Origin of the sequence: Dysgonomonas hofstadii, assembly GCF_014196915.1 — a bacterium.
GTDB classification, from domain to species: domain Bacteria; phylum Bacteroidota; class Bacteroidia; order Bacteroidales; family Dysgonomonadaceae; genus Dysgonomonas; species Dysgonomonas hofstadii.
In genome coordinates, this window is record NZ_JACIEP010000005.1 from 202,941 (window position 1) to 223,019 (window position 20,079).

At 40.5% G+C, this 20,079-nt stretch carries 23 protein-coding genes; 14 read left to right on the plus strand and 9 right to left on the minus strand.

The genetic code is table 11. The features are described from left to right. Positions 1-3 precede the first annotated feature (3 nt). Entirely contained in the window at positions 4-801 is a 798-nt protein-coding gene (locus GGR21_RS08350) for an alpha/beta hydrolase (RefSeq protein ID WP_183306749.1), read from the plus strand. Positions 802-815: 14 nt separating this feature from the next. Then, positions 816-1,376, plus strand: a complete 561-nt coding sequence (locus tag GGR21_RS08355; protein ID WP_317169868.1) for a GrpB family protein — start codon at positions 816-818, stop codon at positions 1,374-1,376. A 144-nt stretch (positions 1,377-1,520) separates the two neighbouring features. On the opposite strand, the gene GGR21_RS08360 is transcribed toward GGR21_RS08355, so the two are convergent. The 7 genes from GGR21_RS08360 to nusB all read right to left on the minus strand — a co-directional run bounded on the left by GGR21_RS08360 (position 1,521) and on the right by nusB (position 6,801). Beyond that, a complete protein-coding gene (locus tag GGR21_RS08360; RefSeq protein WP_183306750.1) occupies positions 1,521-2,306 on the minus strand; it encodes a metal ABC transporter ATP-binding protein in 786 nt (261 codons plus the stop codon). Further along, positions 2,299-3,177, minus strand: a complete 879-nt coding sequence (locus tag GGR21_RS08365) for a metal ABC transporter solute-binding protein, Zn/Mn family (protein WP_183306751.1) — start codon at positions 3,175-3,177, stop codon at positions 2,299-2,301. Before GGR21_RS08365 ends, GGR21_RS08360 begins: the two co-directional genes overlap by 8 nt. Then, positions 3,174-3,818, minus strand: a complete 645-nt coding sequence (locus GGR21_RS08370) for a carbonic anhydrase (protein ID WP_183306752.1) — start codon at positions 3,816-3,818, stop codon at positions 3,174-3,176. Before GGR21_RS08370 ends, GGR21_RS08365 begins: the two co-directional genes overlap by 4 nt. A 6-nt stretch (positions 3,819-3,824) precedes the next feature. After that, on the minus strand, positions 3,825-4,406 hold the full coding sequence (coaE, locus tag GGR21_RS08375; protein ID WP_183306753.1) for a dephospho-CoA kinase: 582 nt from the start codon (positions 4,404-4,406) through the stop codon (positions 3,825-3,827). Between the two features lie 2 nt (positions 4,407-4,408). Further along, the gene (locus GGR21_RS08380) at positions 4,409-5,392 is read right to left on the minus strand and encodes a YbbR-like domain-containing protein (RefSeq protein ID WP_183306754.1); all 984 of its coding nucleotides are present in this window, start codon (positions 5,390-5,392) and stop codon (positions 4,409-4,411) included. A gap of 36 nt (positions 5,393-5,428) precedes the next feature. After that, on the minus strand, positions 5,429-5,758 hold the full coding sequence (yajC, locus tag GGR21_RS08385) for a preprotein translocase subunit YajC (protein ID WP_183306755.1): 330 nt from the start codon (positions 5,756-5,758) through the stop codon (positions 5,429-5,431). Between the two features lie 116 nt (positions 5,759-5,874). Then, positions 5,875-6,801 carry a transcription antitermination factor NusB gene (nusB, locus tag GGR21_RS08390; RefSeq protein WP_183306756.1) on the minus strand — a complete coding sequence of 309 codons (927 nt, stop codon included), beginning with the start codon at positions 6,799-6,801 and terminating at the stop codon, positions 5,875-5,877. Between the two features lie 327 nt (positions 6,802-7,128). Here nusB and GGR21_RS08395 point away from each other — a divergent pair, with 327 nt between their 5' ends. The 8 genes from GGR21_RS08395 (at position 7,129) to GGR21_RS08430 (ending at position 14,329) form a co-directional block, all read left to right on the plus strand. Next, a complete protein-coding gene (locus GGR21_RS08395; protein WP_183306757.1) occupies positions 7,129-7,662 on the plus strand; it encodes a GNAT family N-acetyltransferase in 534 nt (177 codons plus the stop codon). Positions 7,663-7,676: 14 nt separating this feature from the next. Beyond that, entirely contained in the window at positions 7,677-8,078 is a 402-nt protein-coding gene (locus GGR21_RS08400; protein ID WP_183306758.1) for a WG repeat-containing protein, read from the plus strand. A gap of 83 nt (positions 8,079-8,161) precedes the next feature. Beyond that, positions 8,162-10,315 (plus strand): S9 family peptidase, encoded by a 2,154-nt coding sequence (locus tag GGR21_RS08405; protein WP_183306759.1) that lies wholly within the window; start codon positions 8,162-8,164, stop codon positions 10,313-10,315. A gap of 25 nt (positions 10,316-10,340) precedes the next feature. Further along, complete coding sequence (locus GGR21_RS08410; protein WP_221232968.1) at positions 10,341-10,571, plus strand: hypothetical protein; 231 nt, start codon at positions 10,341-10,343, stop codon at positions 10,569-10,571. A 130-nt stretch (positions 10,572-10,701) separates the two neighbouring features. After that, positions 10,702-11,544, plus strand: coding sequence for a lipoyl synthase (lipA, locus tag GGR21_RS08415; protein WP_183306896.1), 843 nt, complete (start codon positions 10,702-10,704; stop codon positions 11,542-11,544). Between the two features lie 261 nt (positions 11,545-11,805). Continuing rightward, positions 11,806-12,876: a (R)-mandelonitrile lyase gene (locus tag GGR21_RS08420; RefSeq protein WP_246348034.1), complete on the plus strand. Its 1,071-nt coding sequence runs from the start codon at positions 11,806-11,808 to the stop codon at positions 12,874-12,876. A gap of 40 nt (positions 12,877-12,916) precedes the next feature. Then, positions 12,917-13,450 (plus strand): flavodoxin family protein, encoded by a 534-nt coding sequence (locus GGR21_RS08425; protein ID WP_183306761.1) that lies wholly within the window; start codon positions 12,917-12,919, stop codon positions 13,448-13,450. Between the two features lie 51 nt (positions 13,451-13,501). Next, positions 13,502-14,329 carry a helix-turn-helix domain-containing protein gene (locus GGR21_RS08430; protein ID WP_183306762.1) on the plus strand — a complete coding sequence of 276 codons (828 nt, stop codon included), beginning with the start codon at positions 13,502-13,504 and terminating at the stop codon, positions 14,327-14,329. Positions 14,330-14,370: 41 nt separating this feature from the next. Here the strand turns inward: GGR21_RS08430 and GGR21_RS08435 are convergent, their stop codons facing one another. Together GGR21_RS08435 and GGR21_RS08440 are read right to left on the minus strand one after the other, a co-directional pair. Continuing rightward, positions 14,371-15,234: an AraC family transcriptional regulator gene (locus GGR21_RS08435; RefSeq protein ID WP_183306763.1), complete on the minus strand. Its 864-nt coding sequence runs from the start codon at positions 15,232-15,234 to the stop codon at positions 14,371-14,373. Between the two features lie 182 nt (positions 15,235-15,416). Next, a complete protein-coding gene (locus tag GGR21_RS08440) occupies positions 15,417-15,656 on the minus strand; it encodes a hypothetical protein (RefSeq protein WP_183306764.1) in 240 nt (79 codons plus the stop codon). Between the two features lie 303 nt (positions 15,657-15,959). Between GGR21_RS08440 and fucI the strand changes: the two genes are divergently transcribed. The 4 genes from fucI to GGR21_RS08460 are packed head-to-tail and all read left to right on the plus strand — an operon-like array spanning position 15,960 to position 19,922. Then, positions 15,960-17,684 (plus strand): L-fucose isomerase, encoded by a 1,725-nt coding sequence (gene fucI / locus GGR21_RS08445; RefSeq protein ID WP_449390410.1) that lies wholly within the window; start codon positions 15,960-15,962, stop codon positions 17,682-17,684. A 23-nt stretch (positions 17,685-17,707) separates the two neighbouring features. After that, positions 17,708-18,103, plus strand: a complete 396-nt coding sequence (locus tag GGR21_RS08450; protein ID WP_183306766.1) for an L-rhamnose mutarotase — start codon at positions 17,708-17,710, stop codon at positions 18,101-18,103. Between the two features lie 23 nt (positions 18,104-18,126). Further along, complete coding sequence (gene fucO, locus GGR21_RS08455) at positions 18,127-19,281, plus strand: lactaldehyde reductase (RefSeq protein ID WP_183306767.1); 1,155 nt, start codon at positions 18,127-18,129, stop codon at positions 19,279-19,281. Continuing rightward, positions 19,278-19,922, plus strand: coding sequence for a class II aldolase/adducin family protein (locus GGR21_RS08460; RefSeq protein WP_183306768.1), 645 nt, complete (start codon positions 19,278-19,280; stop codon positions 19,920-19,922). Before fucO ends, GGR21_RS08460 begins: the two co-directional genes overlap by 4 nt. The last annotated feature ends 157 nt before the right edge of the window (positions 19,923-20,079 follow it).

A 20,079-nucleotide genomic window follows, 5' to 3' on the forward strand; every position in this document is an offset into this window, starting at 1 on the left:
ATTATGAAAAAAATATTATTTCGTATCGCTATAATCCTGGTTTTCTTACATGTCCTTTTCTATGGATTATTCTATCTTTTTCAGGAAAAAGTCATCTTTTTACCGACCGGATTAGATAAGGATTATGCCTTTTCATTCGATCAGCCTTTTGAAGAAATAAATGTCGGGACGGAAGATGGGAAGATACTGAACGGATTGTTATTCAAAGCTGACACTACAAAAGGTGTTATCTTTTATTTGCATGGCAATGCCGGTACTTTAGCTGACTGGGGACGGATAGCACCCGTATATACCGACCTTGGTTATGACATCTTTTTTATCGACTATCGCGGGTTCGGAAAAAGTGACGGAAAAATAGAAAGCCAGCAGCAACTATTTGATGATGTACAAATTGCCTATAACAAAATAAAAGAATTGTATGATGAGGATAAAATTACAATCATGGGATTCTCTATCGGTACGGGGCCTGCCGCTTATCTGGCTTCGGTGAACAATCCGTCGCGGTTGATATTGCAGGCTCCATATTACGACCTGACGGATGTGATACAACGCTTTTGCCCTGTCATGCCCGGTTTTCTGGTCAGGTATAAACTGGAAACATATAGATATCTTGATGGATGCAGCGTGCCGGTTACCATTTTTCATGGAGATAAAGACAGGACGATAAATTACGAAAACTCGGTGAAATTGAGTAAACTGTTGAAAGAAAATGATAACTTTATAACACTCTCCGGAGAGAGCCATAACGGAATAACAAATAACGGAATTTACAAACAGAAACTAGCCGGAATACTTGAATAACATATATCGATATTGTGGATAAGCTATTGAAAAATATGACCAATGAAGAACTCTGGCAATTATTCCCCATAATTATCAGTGAACATAAGGACTATTGGAAGAATTATTTTACCGGGGAACGGTCATTATTGAAGAAACTTTTAGGAAAAGATGTACTGAAAATACATCATATAGGCAGTACTTCCATTCCCGGTCTGCCTGCTAAACCGACAATAGATATACTGATGGAGGTAAGGGACGAAGCCGATACTGATGATCTGATCCGTCGCATGGAAAGTGCCGGATATATTTATAGTTACCAGCCTAAGAACCCCGCACCGTATATGATGTTTATGAAAGGATATACGCCACAGGGATTTGCCGAACGGGTGTTCCATGTACATGTCAGATACTCGGGTAACTGGGATGAGATATATTTCAGGGATTATCTTCTGTCGCATCCGAATACCGCAAAAGAATATGCAGAATTAAAATTCAGACTGAAAGAACAATACGAATACGATCGGGATGCGTATACTGTAGCCAAAACAGAATTTATAACACAGATAACCAATCTGGCAAAGAGGAATAGATAATTTAAACTATTGAGGTTATGGATGAAGACTATGGTGAAAATAAAACAAAAGTATATCTTATTGCATTAATAGGATGTGGAATAATTCTTTTTGCGCTGTTTTATCTTTTTATGAGATAATAGGCTTTTGGAAAGATCTTTATTTCTAATCATCCTTACAACAATCGCACCCTTCGTGTTTTTCCAATACACGATGGGGGAAATCGCCATGCCCTACGATTTCGATGGGGCAGGAAGAATATGATTTTTCGAGCCAGTCGGAAGTGATGTTTGTGCCCGAATGGTAATGCAGCCCTTCATTTACGCAGGCTATATTCTTTACCAGTGAGATAACCGTTCCCACATCGTGCGAGACGAGGATGATAGCTGTGTTTTTATTTATCTCTTCCAGTATTTTATAAAAATTACTTTCGAAACGCTTGTCTACATATGAGTTCGGTTCGTCCAGAACAAGCAGCGATGGTTCATCTATAATAGCTCGCCCCAGCAATGTGCGTTGCAGTTGTCCACCCGAAAGGGCACCAATAGGTCTGTCGATAAGCTTTTCCAGCCCCATCTGATGAGCTACAGTTATTACTTTCTCTTTTTGAGTTTTGCTGTATGGTGAAAAAAAACTGCGCTCGATTGTTAACCCCGACAAGATAACATCATGCACGGATATGGGAAATTTTTTGTCTATCTGGTTTATCTGCGGCAGGTAACCGATGTTTATTCTGTCGGTTTTAACGTTGTTGTAATAAAAGGAAATCGCTCCGGAAGTTGGTTTTACCAGCCCCAGAATAGTTTTCAGCAAGGTTGTTTTTCCTCCGCCATTCGGACCTATAATACCCAAAAAATCATTCTGAAAAACGCTGAGATTGACATTTTTCAGAACATAGGGGTTATCGTCATAACCGACCGACAGATCTTTTATTTCCAGTATTTTATTCATATTTCTGCGCCAGTGCTTTGGCTACTTTTATCATTTCTTCGTCCCAATAATACGACAGAAGGTTTAAAGGTACGGTTTTTCCCTGAATTGCTTCGGCGATTGTTTCTGCATTTTTGATGTCGAACTCCCGTTGTATGAATACGACTTTCACATTTTCCGTTTTTGCCGTATCTATAAGGGCTTTCAATTGTGAAGGTGAAGGGTTTTTGCCTTCATGTTCGATGGAATGCTGTGTCAATCCATATTCTTTGGCGAAGTAACTTAATGCCGGATGATATATAATAAAAGCCTTGCTCGGAGCTTTATCCAGATAAGACCGGATAATACTGTCTGTTTTATTTATATCGACGACCAGTTTATTGTAATTGGCAGTGTAATCAGCTTCGTTTTCTGCATCAAGCTCTAAAATAGCCCTGTACATATTTTCAGCCATTTTTTTTGCAGAAGTAACAGAACTCCAGATATGTGGATCACCACCTGCATGTCCATGATTGTGTCCGTCGTGAGACTCCTGATCGCATGGCTCGCCAACAAGCTCTATGCCTTCCGAACAATTTATGACCTTAATTTTATCATTGGTTTTTGTTACTTTCTCTATCAGTGTGTTTTCAATTCCCAGATAACCTATTTTGAAATAGGCGACGCTCTTATCGAGGTTCATCAGTTGCGAAGGTGTGAAATCAGCGCTTTCGGGATTGGCTCCACCGGGCACAATGCATTCCACTTTGTAGTGATGACCGACAATTGCTTCCAGAAAATATTTTTGAGGTTCTATCGTTACGGTCAACGTCTTAGGCTTTTCTTTGGGTGGAGTGCAACCAATGGATAAGAATATAAGGGAGAGTACAACTATTATAAATCTATAATTCATTTTCCTTTAGTTAAATCGTAAATTTTTCTGATACGGTTCAGCTCTTTTTCAAAATCAATGTTCAGGTCTCTTAAAATACCTTCCTCCAGATCATATACCCATCCGGCTACACGGGGATAGCCTTTTTCGAGATATGATTTTTGTACTTCGGCGGTTTTGATCACATTCAGGCATTGTTCATATACGTTTATCTCTGCCAGCCTATCATTTCTCATGTGAGGATCTTCTATCGCATCCAGTTCTTTCTCGTGCAGGCGATATACATCACGCACATTACGAAGCCATGGATTCAGTATGCCCAGATCTTTAGGCTGCATGGCTGCTTTTATGCCTCCGCAATTGTAATGTCCGCATACGATGATGAATTTCACATTCAGGTGTACAACAGCGTAATTAATTACCGAGAGTATATTCAGGTCATTGTTTACTACCAGATTGGCTATATTGCGGTGTACGAATACTTCGCCGGGTTGTAGTCCCATGATCTCATTGGCATGCACACGGCTGTCGGAACAACCTATATATAAGTATTCGGGATTTTGTTCTTTAGCCAGATGTGAGAAGAAATCGGGATTTTCAGCCTTTTTTTCTTCTACCCATTTTTTATTTGCTCTGAAAATCTCTTTATATGAATTTTCCATTTGTTATTATTTCCTGAGTTGTTGTATAATGTTAGTGACTTGTTCAATGAGCGAATATGTACCATCATTAACAATTATAAAGTCTGAAAGTTCGGCCTTTTCTTCGTCAGGCATCTGATTTTGTATACGCTCCTGTACTTTTTCCCGGGAGGTGTTATCACGTGCCATTGTCCGTTCTATTCTTATTTCGAGAGGAGTGTATACCATCACAACTTTATTCATCAGTTTATTAAATCCCGATTCAAAAAGGATAGCAGCTTCATGAGCGACGATATCTTTTTCTTTGTGATGTTTTAACCATTCGTTAAAATCCTCTGCAACAACGGGGTGAATAATTGCATTTACGGTTTCAAGCTTTTGCTTGTCATTGAAAATATGTGAAGCGAGTAAAGCTTTATTTAATACGCCACCTTCATATAATTCTTCTCCGAAAAGTCCGGTCAGTTTTTTACGTATAACCGGTGATGTAGCAACAAGCCGCTTACTTTCGTTGTCGGCAATATAAACAGGTACACCACAAAGTTCGAACAGTTGTGAAACGGTTGATTTACCGCTTCCTATACCGCCGGTTATGCCTAATATGATCATCGCTATTTTTGTTCCAATACGAATTCTACTTCCGATGGGATCGGTATCTTGGTCTGGATATAGTTAGGGCTTTCTGTTATACGAACAGGGATCGAGGCATCTTTCAAATCTTTCAGGTCATTGTAGTCGATCAGCACCTCAAAGTTTTCGGAAGTGATACTGTTGTATCTTTTCTTCCCTACGAGAATAGGAATCTTTATTGTCGAAGGAAAGAATTTTATAACCAGATTCTCCGGTAGGTTAACGCAAGTAACAGGTACTTCTATATCCTTTTCTATAAAATCATCGACAGGTATGGATAATTCCACAGCGCTAGGGACATATTTTATGCCTTTTATGGATCTCATTGCCACCAGTATTTTCTTATCCTTGTTGATATTATGCAAGGTGTCGCCAACAGTGTGTGCATAATACATGGTGTCCAACGCGGCTTTACTGCCATATACCAATACTGTGTCGGGTTTTAATGTAAGCTCCCCATCGAGCAACAGGCCTGGAGCAAGGCTTACATATCCGTCATAGATCACAGGTAGCCTTTTCTGATGCAATATAGCGTAAGCATACGAAAGACGGGTAGGAGAGTAGCTGATAAGCTCGGACGTGACGAATAATTTGCCACGTATCAGTTGTTCGAAATTTCTTCCCTGAATCACTTTTTCCTGTGTACCTCTGACTATATCCCTGACGTCTACTATCAGGGAATCCTTTCTCTTTGTAAAATAATATCTGAATAGTGCAGCTCCATCGTCCTTGATACGTACGTACACATCATTCGGAAGTTCGTTTTCGAAGACAATACTGTCTGGTATATTTACGTATTTTACAGGTATAGTAAGAGTTGACTCAAATTTCTGGCGATAGATCTGCATCATCCAGAATATTGAGGCCAGTAATACGAAAAATAAAAAAGTCAGAATCTTTTTCCATGATATCCTTTTGAAAAACGATCTGACTTTTTGTAATATTTTATCACTAGTATCGCTCATGTTGTCAGCTATACCTGTTTATATTCATTAGCAAAATTATTTAGCCTGAGCGTCTTCAGGAGAAATGTATACAGAACTTTTTTCGATTTTAATTCTTGTATTTTCAGCTATTTCAACAATAAAGTATGTTTCGCCAACTTCTTTTACACGTCCGTGGATTCCTCCGGCAGTAACAACCTTATCGCCTACTTTGATAGCATTACGCTGTTCCTGTAGTTGTTTTTGTTTTTTCTGTTGCGGACGGATCATAAAGAAATACATGATAGCAAATAGTGCAACCATCATAACAATCATACCGCCACTGCTTCCTAAAAAACTGCTTCCTGCCCCATCCGCTGCTTGTAATAATACGCTTAATAAAGTCATAATATTCTTTGATGTTTAATTTATATTATTCTGATTTTCCTTATTCTAAAAAATGATTTACAAATATAAGTGAATATTTTCAATTAGAATGAAGTCTGTAAAGGGATAAAGTATTATTATTTCTTAATAATCTTTTTTTCTTCTTTCAGTTCTTTGACTATCGCATCCAGAATTCCATTGATAAATGAAGCGCTTTTGGCTGTACTATACGATTTGGCAATGTCAATGTATTCGTTCAGGCTGACGCTGATAGGTATCGATGGAAATGTAACTATTTCAGCTATTGCTATCTGCATAATCACCATGTCCATTAGCGCAATACGTTCTGTCTCCCAGTTCTTTGTATATTTATCAATCTTTTCCTTATATTCTTTTCCGTTCCATAATGACTCGCGAAGCAGTTTTACAGCAAATTCCCTGTCGGTTTCATCCTTGAACATCGGTAGGAGTTCCTGTTCCGGCCCTTTCGATTCTTCGAAACGTTTAATGGTTTTCAGCACAAATGATTCGATAATTTCTATATCATCGTTCCAGTAAAGGCTTTCATCTTCCAGAATGGTATACAGGTCTTCATTATTACAGATGATATGCTTAAATACTTTTCGCCAGAATTCCCTGTCATTGTCGTAAAGTCCTGAATCGTTGTCTGTGTATTCTTTATAAGCTTCAGATTTCAATATGTCTTCCAGTAAGTTGCGAATGAAGGCGTCGTGTTCGTACCATGAAAACGGACGTTCCCTGAGGTATTTTTCCAGTTCCCTGTTTTCACGCAATTGCTGAATAAATTTATTTTCCAGCAGTTTTGTGTTGGGACGTTTATCTTCTTCGGTTGGCAATAATTTTGATCTGCGGGCATCTACTTTCTGCTCGTAAGCATTAGTCAGCTCAATCATGAGAGACAGCAGGTAGAAATACAAATCGTATGATTTCTGCAGGCTGAAAAGAAGTTCGTTTTCGGCTTTTCGCAAGTCGGTAGTTTCATTATGACTACAAGAAAACAGTATCTGAACGACTCTGATACGTATAAGAACGCGGTTTATCATTTCCTTTGTAAAAATGTTTCAGGCTGCAAAATTAAACATTTTTTTGTAATATGACGGATTTTATATTAGTATTATCAAATTGGTGAAAAATTATCTATGTGTAGAAAGTAAAAAGTAGTTAGTAGAAGTGATCTTTGGAAGTAAGAAAAATGTCAAACCTGTCAGGTTTTGGTTAAAAAGCTATATGCTTATTCTATCTCAGCTACCGAAAAATAAATATCTTTGTCATAAAAGTTTTGCAAAATAGTGATTAAATGCGGAAAAGGATGAATCTGTTGATTATGGAAACTAAATAAGCAAAAGAACAAAATTCAGAAATCATTAGCGATGACAATAAATAAAAGCGAAATCAGAATAGAACCTCTTCAAGACAGAGATGTATCCTTATTTCAGAAATGGCTGGACAAAGAATATATCTACAAAAGGTTGTGCCCTGACGGAGAAGAACAGCGAAAGGCTTGGTTAGATGAGGTAAATAATAAAAATGGCAAGTACGATTTTCTGACGCATTTCATTATCTGTTATAACGACCGGAAAATAGGGTATTGTCTTTATGCTGACTGTTTTTACCTGAAAGATTTGGAAGAAGAAGGACACGATTTTGAAAATTTATACAGAGATGTTTCAGCGGAAAATCACACTTATGAGATTGGTTATCTGATTGGCGAAGAGGCGTATTTGAATAAAGGCATCAGCAAAATAGTTATTCAGCAATTAGAAGAGAAAATCATCGCTTTAGGCGGGCGGGAAATATCGGCAGATCCTTCGGAAGAAAATATTTTCTCGATCAAGGCTTTGTTAAGCAACGGTTTTAAGAAGAGAGGAGATTGTGATTACAGGAAAATACTAACCAAAATATAAGTAAATTACAATATATGGCTAAACAGGAAACAAAATTAGTTCCACAAGAATATCAGGGTAAATGGGGATTTGTAGATAAGGCAACAGACGAAGTTGCTATTCCTTATAAATACGATTATGCACATCTTTTTTCGGTAGGATTGGCCTTGGTTCGAATGAATGGCTGGTGGGGCTACATAGATAAAACAGGCAAGGAGGTTATCCCCTGCATATACAGCCCTGCATGGTCGTTTACAAAAACAGGTCTGGCGGCAGTCTGCATAGATGGTAAATGTGGTTTTATCGACCAAACAGGAAAAGAAGTTATCCCACTTATATACGATGATGCCCGTTATTTCAATAAAGACGGCAAAGCAAAAGTAAAACTAGGCGAAGAAGCCTTTTTTATAGATATGCAGGGAACCCGTGTAGAATAAATAACGCGAGTACTTGGCTTGTGGAATTATGTCCTATTCTCAAAAAAACACTACCTTTGAAATAAAATAAAAATAAATAGATCATGAAGAGCATTTTTGGATTGCTGATTGCGGTTTCTTTATTCACTACAGCTACTGCGCAGCGTTTAGATTTAAGAGATATCACTTCGGGTAAGTATTATGCAAAAGGTGTATCGCCCGTTACATCTTCGGCCGATGGCGAGCATTATTATCAGGCTGATAAGGAAAACAGAATGATCATAAAATATTCATATAAGACAGGGCAGCCGGTCGATACTATATTTAATGTGGCCCGGGCCCGCGAATGTACGTTCGATTCGTTCCAGGGGTTCCTGATCAGTCCCGATGAAAAACGTCTGGTTGTTTACCGCGATGCCGAATCTATTTATCGCCATTCGTTCAAGGCAACATATTATTACTATGATGTGCGCCGGAATCTGGTACGTAAATTATCGGAAAACACATCGAAACAATCTATTCCTGTATTTTCCCGTGACGGACGTATGATGGCATATATGATTGACAATAATATCTGGCTGGCAAAATTCGACTATGATACCGAATCACAGGTAACAAAAGACGGGGCGTTTGGCAAAATAATCAACGGAGGTACCGACTGGGTATATGAAGAGGAATTCGGAACGACAACATTGATGGATTTCTCTGCTGACGGACGTTTACTGGCCTTTGTTCGCTTCGACGAAACCGATGTGCCGCAGTTCTCGATGCAGATGTATGAAAATAAGCTTTATCCTGAGTCTTTTACATTTAAGTATCCTAAGGCCGGCGAGCAGAACTCGAAAGTGACCTGCAATGTATTCGATATAGATGCCAAGACTATCCGCAAGATGAATATTCCCGCTGATACGGAATACATTCCTCGTATAGAATTCTTGCCGGAAGGTGATGAACTGGCAATTTTTACCCTGAACAGGGAGCAGAATAAATTTGATCTGTATTTGACTAATGCCCGTTCGGCTGTGGCGCGGACAGCACTTCATGAAGAGAATTCAAGGTACATCAGTTCCGACCTGATTGAATCGACCATGTTCTTTGGAAACCAGTTTGTTTACCTGAGTGAGAAAAGCGGTTATTCCCATATTTATCTGTATGATAACACCGGGGTGCAGCAAAAGCAGTTGACATCAGGTGAATATGATGTAACCGGTTTACTGGCTGTTGACCCGCAGACAAAAACGGTCTTTTATCAGGCGGCAGAAGTCAGCCCGCTTCAACGGGAGATATATAAAGTGGATATGGTAAAAGGTATCAAAACAAAGCTATCAGCCAAACAAGGAACAAACAGCGCTAATTTTAGTAAAAACGGCAAATATTATATCAATAGTTTCACAAATGTGACCACTCCAAGAATATCTACTGTGCACGATGCCACAGGTAAGGAATTGCGTGTGCTGGAAGATAACACGGCATTAAAGAATACTTTGGCGGGATTGAAATTGCCTGTAAAAGAATTTATCACTGTAAAATCGGCTGATGGCAGGGATTTGAATGCATACCTGATCAAGCCTGCCGACTTCAACGCTTCTAAAAAATATCCGGTGGTGATGGTGCAGTATAGCGGGCCTAACTCTCAGCAGGTGAAAGATAGTTACGGCATGGACTGGACTGATTACATTACCACACAAGGATTTATCGTGGCCTGTGTGGATGGCCGGGGAACGGGTGCCCGTGGCGAAGAATTCCGCAAATGCACTTATATGAATCTGGGGATATATGAGTCGGACGATCAGGTAGCAGCGGCACGCCATTTAGCTTCACTTCCATATATAGATGGCAGCAAGATCGCTATCTGGGGCTGGAGTTACGGCGGCTACAATGTGCTGATGAGTATGAGCCGGGGTGACGGCACCTTCAAAGCCGGGGTGGCTATTGCTCCTGTTACCGACTGGAAATTTTATGATACAGTATACGCCGAACGATTTATGCGTACCCCTCAGCAAAATATGGCAGGATATAATGCAGGATCTCCTATAAAACTGGCTAATAAACTGGAGGGAAATCTTTTGTTAATACATGGCTCTGCCGATGATAATGTTCATTTCCAGAATACAATGGACTATGCGGCAGCTTTGGTAAGGGCAAATAAGCAATTCGATATGTTTGTGTTTACGGATAAGGATCATTCTATCCGTGGTGCGGCAAACAGAGCTTATTTGTATGAAAAAGTGATCAAATTTTTAAAAACCAATATGTAAAACTTAATATTGAGGAGGATTGCTTATGTTTAAAAAGAATATGTTGATAGGTTATATTGCTTCTATGGGTTTCCTGTTCTTACTGTTTGTTGTTTTTACAGCCCAAAATGGATTGTCATGGTGGACTAGCCCGGAGAACGAATTGCTGATATTTTTTCCGCTATGGGCAATAGGGGCATTTTTTATAGGATATTCGGTTTCGAAATATTATACCTTGAAGAAGCGTTGTCAGACTGATGAAGAAGAAGACAGTTAATCTTTTTTGTTCATCTATCAGTGATAAATATTATCATACAGGATTTTAACCATAACGGTTTTTCATAAAGGTATCTATGGGCTATCTTTGTGTATATTTTTCAAAGTTTAAATCGTAATCACATACATAAATCATGGAACACGTTAGAAAACCCGAGTGGTTAAAGATCAAACTGGGAGGAGACCACTTCTCCGAAACTCTCAATATAGTAGAATCTCACGGGCTGCATACCATTTGCTCAAGCGGCCGTTGTCCTAATATGGGTGAATGCTGGGGCAGAGGTACGGCTACATTTATGATAGGTGGAGATATTTGTACCCGTTCATGTAAATTCTGCAATACCAAAACAGGACGTCCTCTGCCATTGAACAGGAATGAATCGTCAAATGTAGCCAAGTCCATACAATTGATGGGATTGAAACACGCAGTGATTACCTCCGTCGACAGGGACGATCTTCCCGATCAGGGTGCACAGCACTGGGTAGACACTATAAACAAGGTGAAAGAAGTAAATCCGAATACCACTATCGAAGTGCTTATTCCCGATTTTCAGGGAAAGATGCATCTGGTAGATATGGTTTGCGATGCTGCACCGAATGTTATTTCTCACAATATGGAAACAGTTCGCAGTCTTACACCTAAAGTTCGTAGTGCCGCGAAATACGATGTGAGTCTGTCGGTATTGGGACGTATTGCGGAGAACGGATTAAGAGCTAAATCGGGTATCATGGTCGGTTTGGGAGAAACCACCGATGAGATACTGCAGCTGATGGACGACTTATTGTCTGTGAATTGCTCTGTGCTGACCATCGGGCAGTATTTGCAGCCGACACGCAAACATTTGCCCGTAGCGGCATACATTCATCCCGATGAATTCAGGCGGCTGAAAGAGATCGCTATGGGAAAAGGGTTCTCTTATGTTGAAAGTGGCCCGTTGGTACGTTCTTCTTATCATGCCGAAAATTGCCTGTAGGATAAAAGAACTCCTGCAGAATTGATATAAAAAGACAGCATACGATAATGAATCGTACGCTGTCTTTTTTCATATTTATATTCTTATATCTTCCCTTTTATACGAATAAACCTGACTGTATAATTTTTAGAGGTGAACTTTTCGGCAAAACAACTTGAGCTTTTTAGCAAACTGTTTTTGCCTTTTATGGCTTTTCTTTGTATTACATTAAAAGTAAAAAGCTGAACAATGACAAAAGGTAATCTTAATAGCTTTAATATTATGAGAAGAACAATCATTATACTGATTGCGGCGTTAGCCGCTTTCAGTTTTAGTATCAACTTAGAAGCACAGGAAATGAAATCACTGGATAATAAACAACAAAAGATTGTTACTATAGCCGCCAATACGGCAATCGGTAACCTCGATATTCTGAAAATAGAGTTAAATGCAGGACTGGATGCAGGACTTACCATAAATCAGATAAAAGAGATTTTGGTACAAATGTATGCGTATTGCGGTTTTCCCCGCAGCCTGCAAGGGATCAACACCTTTATGGCTGTGATGGACGAACGCACAGCAAAAGGAATTGAGGATAATACAGGTGCTGACGTTTCAGCGATAACCTCCACTGGAGATAAATATGCACGTGGGAAAGAAAACCTGCAAAAGCTGACAGGTGTTGAAGAACTCACTCTGACTGGAGCTAATGCTTTTGCTCCGGCGATTGACACCTTTCTGAAAGAACATCTCTTTGCCGATATATTCGAACGGGATATACTTACTTTTCAGCAGCGGGAGATAGCCACTATTTCTGCACTTTCGGCGATGGAAGGAGTCGATCCGATGCGGCGTTCTCATCTTAATCTGGGCAGAAATACCGGACTAACAGATCAGCAACTTGAAGAAATTGGATCGATCGCAGGAAAGATAGGTTCCGGTTACCGGAATGCTATATTTTCTATCGGTCAACGTGCGTCTTCAGACTGGTTTACAGGGGAGGTTTATGTTCAGGGTTTAGTAAATCCGGATCAGATGGAAAACCTTTACACAGTAGGCCAAGTTACTTTTATGCCGGGTGGACGAACGCACTGGCATACTCATCCGATAGGGCAAACTCTTCTGGTACTTGAGGGAAGCGGCTGGTATCAGGAACGGGGCAAACCAGCTCAGAAATTAACTAAAGGTAGTGTTGTTCCTATACCGAAAGATGTGGAACACTGGCATGGTGCGGCAGCCGATGCAAAACTTGTTCATGTTGCTATTTCGAATATGAAAGAGGGTAGTGGAGTAACATGGATGACACCTGTTAATAATGAAGAATATAATATTGTCAATAATACAGGTCGATAATTGAGTATATATATTATGCTCGGCTTAACTATTAAATAATATGAAAAAGAAAGTGTTGATCATATCTGCCAGTCCCCGGCGGGGAGGCAATTCCGACTATCTGTGCAATGAGTTCATGCGCGGGGCACAGGAAACAGGACATGATGTGGAAAGAATATTCTTCCACGACAAGAAGATCAATTATTGTCTTGGCTGTGGTTCCTGTTACAAAACAAATAAATGTGTTCAGAAAGACGATATGGCAGAGGTTTTGGATAAAATGGTAGAAGCGGATGTTTTGGTATTCGGGACGCCTGTATATTTTTATACAATAGATGCGCAGCTTAAAACCCTGATCGACCGCACTGTTCCGCGTTACACCGAGCTGAAGGGAAAAGCTTACCTTATTGCTGCCCTAGCCGATGAAGAAAGAGGTTCTATCTCGGGTACACTCGCCGCATTCAGGGGATTTATGGATTGCCTTGAGAATGTTGCTGAAGCAGGAACCATCATTGGTTACGGAGCCTGGAATAAAGGGGATATTGTTGGAAATCCGGCAGTCGGAGAAGCTTATAAGGCAGGGAAAAAATGTTAAATCCAGTATGTCTTTTTCGCAAAATGTTATCTTTGTAAAAATGTCTTTATCATGAATAACAAAAAAGGTTACATAGTCTCCAGATATTCCGATATCCTGTTCAGCTATTATTTTAGTGACGATTGCATGTGTTCGAGTATGGTTCGCGACCATTTTCTGGTATATCTGTATTCCGGGGAATATATACTGGATGAGGGAAAGAGAAGGACTGTGATAAAGCCGGGTGAATGTGTTTTCTTGAAACGGGACAACCGGGTGAATATGATAAAGCAGCCTAAAAACGGAGAGCCTTTTATGGCGATATTCCTCACCTTTAAGCGTAACTTCTTGCGTGGAGTATATCAAAAATTTGAAAGAAAGGAGCTGCCTCTGAAAGCAGAGAAACAAAAACATAGCGTAATAAAATTACCTCAGACTCCGGATATAAAAGGATTGTTCCAGTCACTGGTGCCTTATTTCGATTCCACTGTCGAGCCGTCAGATGATATAATGAAGCTGAAATTATTAGAAGGGGTGTATTCCCTTTTGCGCATCGATGATAAATTCTATGCTACGCTTTTTGACTTTACCGAGCCATGGAAGATTGATATACTTGAGTTTTTGAATGAAAACTATATGTACGATTTTTCTCTGGAAGATATTGCTTCATTCACCGGTCGCAGCCTTTCCACATTTAAGCGGGATTTTAAGAAAATAAGTAAACTGTCGCCTGAGAAATGGTTGATACAGAGACGGCTTGAAGCTGCCCGCGAGAAGCTTCAGGAAGATGGAAGAACGGTTACAGATGTTTACGTCGAGGTTGGTTTCAAGAACCTTTCACACTTTTCGTCAGCCTTTAAAAAACAATACGGAGTGGCTCCAAGCAGTTATGCTCAATAGTTATGCTCAATAGTATTACATGGCAATTTCCATTGCCTTGATCAAATAGAAAAATCCGATTTGTTATTTCTATACTGGCTTGGAGTAAGATTTGTGTATTGTTTAAATAATCTGTTGAAGTAGGATATATTATCGATAGATAATTCCATGGCAATATCGGCGACGGGCATATTCGTAGTGAGTAGCAGTAGTTGCGCCTTTTCCATTTTTTTCAGATTTATATATTTTATAGGAGTACAGTTCATCTCCTTTCTGAATATGCGTATAAGATGATCCTCTGTGATACATGCAACATTTGCCAACTGGGAAAGCATTATATCCCTATCCATGTTCTTGTGGATATATTGGAGGCATTTATTTATCCTTTTATCTTCATATCTCGGCTTGAGCTTGGCACATTCTAAAAATTTAGACATAAGCTGGTATAAAATACCCTGGGTCTCTAAAACAGAATGGGCCGGCATACGGCTGTTCTCAGCTATATATTGAGAAAATGTGGGGGTGTTGTCATATACTTTAGGGTCTATATGTTGCAAATGTCTGTTTGGGTTTATATGCAATAACCTTTCAATCAATAGCGAACTTAATGTATTCCCCTTTATCTCAACAGGAAAATCCAGTTTGTCGAATATCGATTCTTTATTATATGTCTTTTCATAGAAATGGATATAATAAAGAGAAAAGAAACTATCCGATTCATCGTCATGCAGGGCAAAAGGCGGGGTAAGGTAGAGATTCTCGGGGGTAAGAATATATTCATTCCCATTGATGTATGTTCTGGCTTCACCTCCGGTGACGTAATATATGCGGGCAAAAGGACTGTTTATGTTTTTCCAGTTCCAATTGGCATTCAGTTCAGAATAGCCCACATTTAGCAATACCAGGTTTAGATTATCTATTATCATCGATCTCTTTTATATTTTAATGCAAATCAGCAGTTAGATTTAATCGTTCTATTATTACTAACGCACCCTCCGGGTTTGTTTTTCATTTTGGCATTGCCCAAAACGAAACAAAAGGCTAGTGCTTTGTTCCCCGCCGACCTGTCAACGGTTTGCCGGCTAAACCAAATAAACTCGCCTGCGGCTCAGACAGTATTTGGTTTCACGCCGTCTTCACCGGACAGGTGCCCGTCGTAGGAACCTATGCACGGGAAGCTGACGCACGATAAAGAATTACCCTGCCTTGTCGTGGCTTTGCCCGGTGGCATTAAGCCGTAGTGCGGGGCACCCGTCAGGCGAGAGGGGCGTGAAATGGGAAGCGTCCGCAGGACAATCTTTCCATTTAGCCCGTGAGCCTGTAACGGGTCGCATGGAGGGTGAGCCACCAAAGCATTTTTGCATCCTTTTTTTGCTTAGGAAAAAAGGATGGCAAGCAATCTTCGATTGTGCGCAGTAGAAAATAGAACGATTATTTATTACATATATAATATTGTAAATATACGATAATATCGATTTTGTACAAATTATTCATCGAAATAATGAAAGTTGTTTTCATCTTAAAATTTTACTTTTGATGGAGCCTGAGTTAAATCAATACTTAACCTTCAAATATATAAATTATCATGAAAACAAACAGATTTAAAGGTCAATGGCCTAAAATTGGTATCCGTCCGACTATAGATGGCCGAATGGGTGGTGTTCGCGAATCACTCGAAGTACAGACAATGAATATGGCAAAGGGTGTTGTCGATTTATTGACATCCACACTTAAATATCCCGATGGTACGCCGGTAGAGTGTATTATCGCCGATTCCACTATCGGACGTGTAGCTGAAAGCGCAGCTTGCGCCGAAAAGTTCCGTAGAGAAGGAGTAGGGGTTACTATCACAGTTACTCCGTGCTGGTGTTATGGCAGCGAAACCATGGATATGGAACAACATACAGTGAAGGCCGTATGGGGATTTAATGGAACAGAACGTCCCGGAGCAGTATATCTTGCTGCTGTACTGGCTGCACATGCGCAAAAAGGATTACCTGCATTCGGTATCTATGGACACGATGTACAGGATATTGGCACAACTGAAATCCCTTGCGACGTTAAGGAAAAACTCTTGCGATTCGCTAAAGCCGGTTTGGCTGTTGCCACAATGAGAGGTAAATCATACCTGTCTATAGGTGCGGTATGTATGGGTATCGCGGGTTCTATTGTAAATACCGATTTTTTTGAAGATTATCTGGGTATGCGTTGCGAAGGTGTCGATGAAGTTGAGATCATCCGCCGCATGACTGAAGGCATATATGATAAAGAAGAATTTGAAAAGGCTCTGGCTTGGGCAAAAGCAAATTGTAAACAAGGTGTAGATACCATCAACCGTTCCGATTTGGTGAAAGACCAGGCAGGATGTGATAAAGACTGGGAATTTATCGTGAAAATGACTCTGATTGTCCGCGATCTTATGATCGGTAATCCGAAGCTGAAAGAAATGGGTTTCGGAGAAGAATCTCTTGGACATAACGCTATTGCGGCAGGATTTCAGGGACAGCGCCAATGGACTGATTTCTATCCGAATGGAGACTTTACTGAGGCTATCTTAAATTCCTCTTTCGACTGGACGGGTATACGCGCTCCGTACGTATTAGCTACAGAAAATGATGCGTTAAATGGCTCGGCTATGTTGTTTGGATACTTGTTGACAAACACAGCCCAGATATTTGCCGATGTGCGTACCTATTGGAGTGCCGATGCAGTAGAACGTGTTACAGGCAAGAAGCTGGAAGGATTAGCTTCAGGTGGTATGATCCATTTAATAAACTCTGGTGCCGCCACATTAGATGGTAGCGGATATCAGAACGATAAAGACGGTAAGCCTGTGATGAAACCTTTCTGGGATATTGCCGAAGCAGAGGCTAAAGCATGCCTGGATGCTACTACATGGATGCCTGCCAACCGTGAGTATTTCCGCGGGGGAGGTTTTTCGTCCAAATTCCTGACAAGGGGAGGTATGCCATGTACGATGGTGCGTCTGAATCTGGTGAAAGGATTAGGTCCCGTATTACAGATAGCAGAAGGCTGGACTGTAGACCTCGATCCTGATATGCACCGGATTCTGGATGAAAGAACAGACAAAGGATGGCCTACTACATGGTTTGTGCCTCGCCTGACAGACGATCCTAACTTTAAAGATGTTTATTCGGTAATGAACAACTGGGGCGCTAATCATGGTTCAATCAGTTGCGGGCATATCGGAGCCGACCTGATCACGCTGGCATCAATGCTTCGTATTCCGGTTTGTATGCATAATGTAAGTGTAGACGACATCTATCGTCCATCGGCTTGGAATGCATTTGGCATGGATAAAGAAGGTGCCGATTACAGAGCATGCCAGACCTATGGGCCGCTATATAAAAAATAGTATCTTTAATCCAAAAAACAGATATGAATAGAAATCTGAAAGAAGGATATATTACACCGGCAGGAGCGACAAAACGCTTCTGCCAGGTTATTACGCTCAACACTGAAACATTAGAAGATTATAAGTTTTGGCACGGGAGTAAGAATATATGGAAAGAAATACCTCAGGGAATCCGTAAAGCAGGTATTCTCGATATGGAAATCTATATGATAAGCAACCAGGCCTTTATGATTATAGAAACTCCGCTCGATTTTGACTGGGACGAGGCCTTCGGCAGATTGGCTACTTACGAGCGTCAGGCTGAATGGGAAGAATTTGTATCTAAATTTCAGGTGGCGGGAAGTGGAAAACGGTCGGAAGAAAAATGGCAACTCATTGAGCGTATATTCTCTCTTTCAGAAGCTTTAGAAGAGAAGTAAAAAAACAGAAATTAACCAATACCATGATAAACAGATTTATACTGAACGAGGTCTCTTATTTCGGACCCGGTTCGAGAAGTGTACTTCCTGATGAAATAAAAAGGATGGGACTGAAAAGAGCCTTTGTGGTGACAGATAAAGACCTTGTAAAATTCGGGGTAGTAGAGAAAGTACTCACTATATTAAAAGAGGCCAATATCCCGTTTGAGGTGTTTAGTGAAATAAAACAAAATCCCACTGTAACAAATGTAAAAGAAGGTGTGGCAGCATATGCCATCTCTGGGGCTGATTTTATATTGGCGATAGGAGGGGGCTCCTCTATCGATACGGCAAAAGCGATAGGTATTATCACCAATAACCCTGACTTTGGCGATGTGGTTTCTCTTGAAGGTGTTGCGCCAACGAAAAGGAAATCCGTGCCTGTCATCGCATTGCCTACGACAGCGGGTACTGCTGCCGAAGTAACAATAAACTATGTGATTACCGACGAGGTGAACCAGAAGAAAATGGTTTGTGTCGATCCGAATGATATTCCGGCTGTCGCCATTGTAGACGCTGAACTGATGTACACGCTGTCCAAAAGCCTTACTGCGGCAACAGGCCTGGATGCTCTGACTCATGCTATTGAAGGACTTATCACAAAAGGCGCATGGGAAATGAGTGACATGTTTGAGATCAAGGCGATAGAAATGATCAACCGCTATCTGGAAACTGCTGTTTTCGAACCGAATAACGCAGAAGCCCGCAACGGTATGGCTGTAGCGCAATATATCGCAGGTATGGCTTTTTCTAATGTAGGCTTGGGACTGGTTCACGGGATGGCACATCCGCTTGGGGCTATTTTCGACATTCCTCACGGAGTGGCAAATGCTATGCTTTTACCAACGGTGATGGAATTTAACGCATCAGCTGCTATCGAAAAATACGAAATAATTGCCAAAGCGATGGATGTTTATTGCGCCGGTAAATCAAAAGAAGAAAATGCACAGGCAGCTATAACAGCAGTGAAAGAACTGGCTGTAAGAGTAGGAATACCTGAACATCTGAGCGAATTCGGTATTCAGGAAAAAGACCTTGATAAATTAGCCGGATCTGCCGTTAATGACGTTTGTACACCGGGTAATCCGAAAGAAGTTTCCAAAGAAATTATTATAGAACTATATAAGAAAATATTATGATAACTAAAGATCATATTGCTCAGTTTATAGAACAGGCACATCGTGTGGGTAAAGAACGCCTGCAGCTTTGCAGTAGCGGCAACCTCTCGTGGAGGGTGGAAGAAAATCTGGCTCTGGTATCAGGAACCGGATCGTGGCTACCCCGTCTTGCCGAGCAGAATGTTGCTGTTTGTGATATCTCTACAGGTATGCGTGTAGACGGGCCTAAGCCGTCTATGGAAAGTACGTTTCACCTGGGAGTACTGCGCGAGCGAAAAGATATGAATGTGGTTTTACACTTCCAGTCGCAATATGCAACTGCTATTTCCTGCATGAAAAATAAACCAAAAGATTTCAATGTAGTGGCAGAGGTTCCGTGCTATTGTGGACGTGAAATACCCGTTATCCCGTATTACAGGCCCGGTTCTCCGGAACTGGCAAACGCTGTTACAGAAGCATTACGTGAGCACGATTGCGTGCTTATGAGCAAGCACGGGCAAGCTGTTTGTGGAAAAGACTTTGACGATGCTTTTCAGAAAGCGGTGTTCTTTGAGTTGGCATGCAGTATTATTGTAAATGCAGGAGAAGGAAATTATCTTACTCTTACAGAAGAAGAGATATATGATCTTGACGTGTATATTTTGGGTAAAGCCGCAAAATAAAGGTTATTTCCGGTTATTTTTATATAAAAGGTTTATCTATATATTCTAATGAGCAAATATAGCTGATATGCCGATGTGCCAATGAGAATACGATCTTTGATATAAATAGAAAAACTTGTCAGGTTTGACTCGCCTTCGCTTCGTAGATTTTCAATTG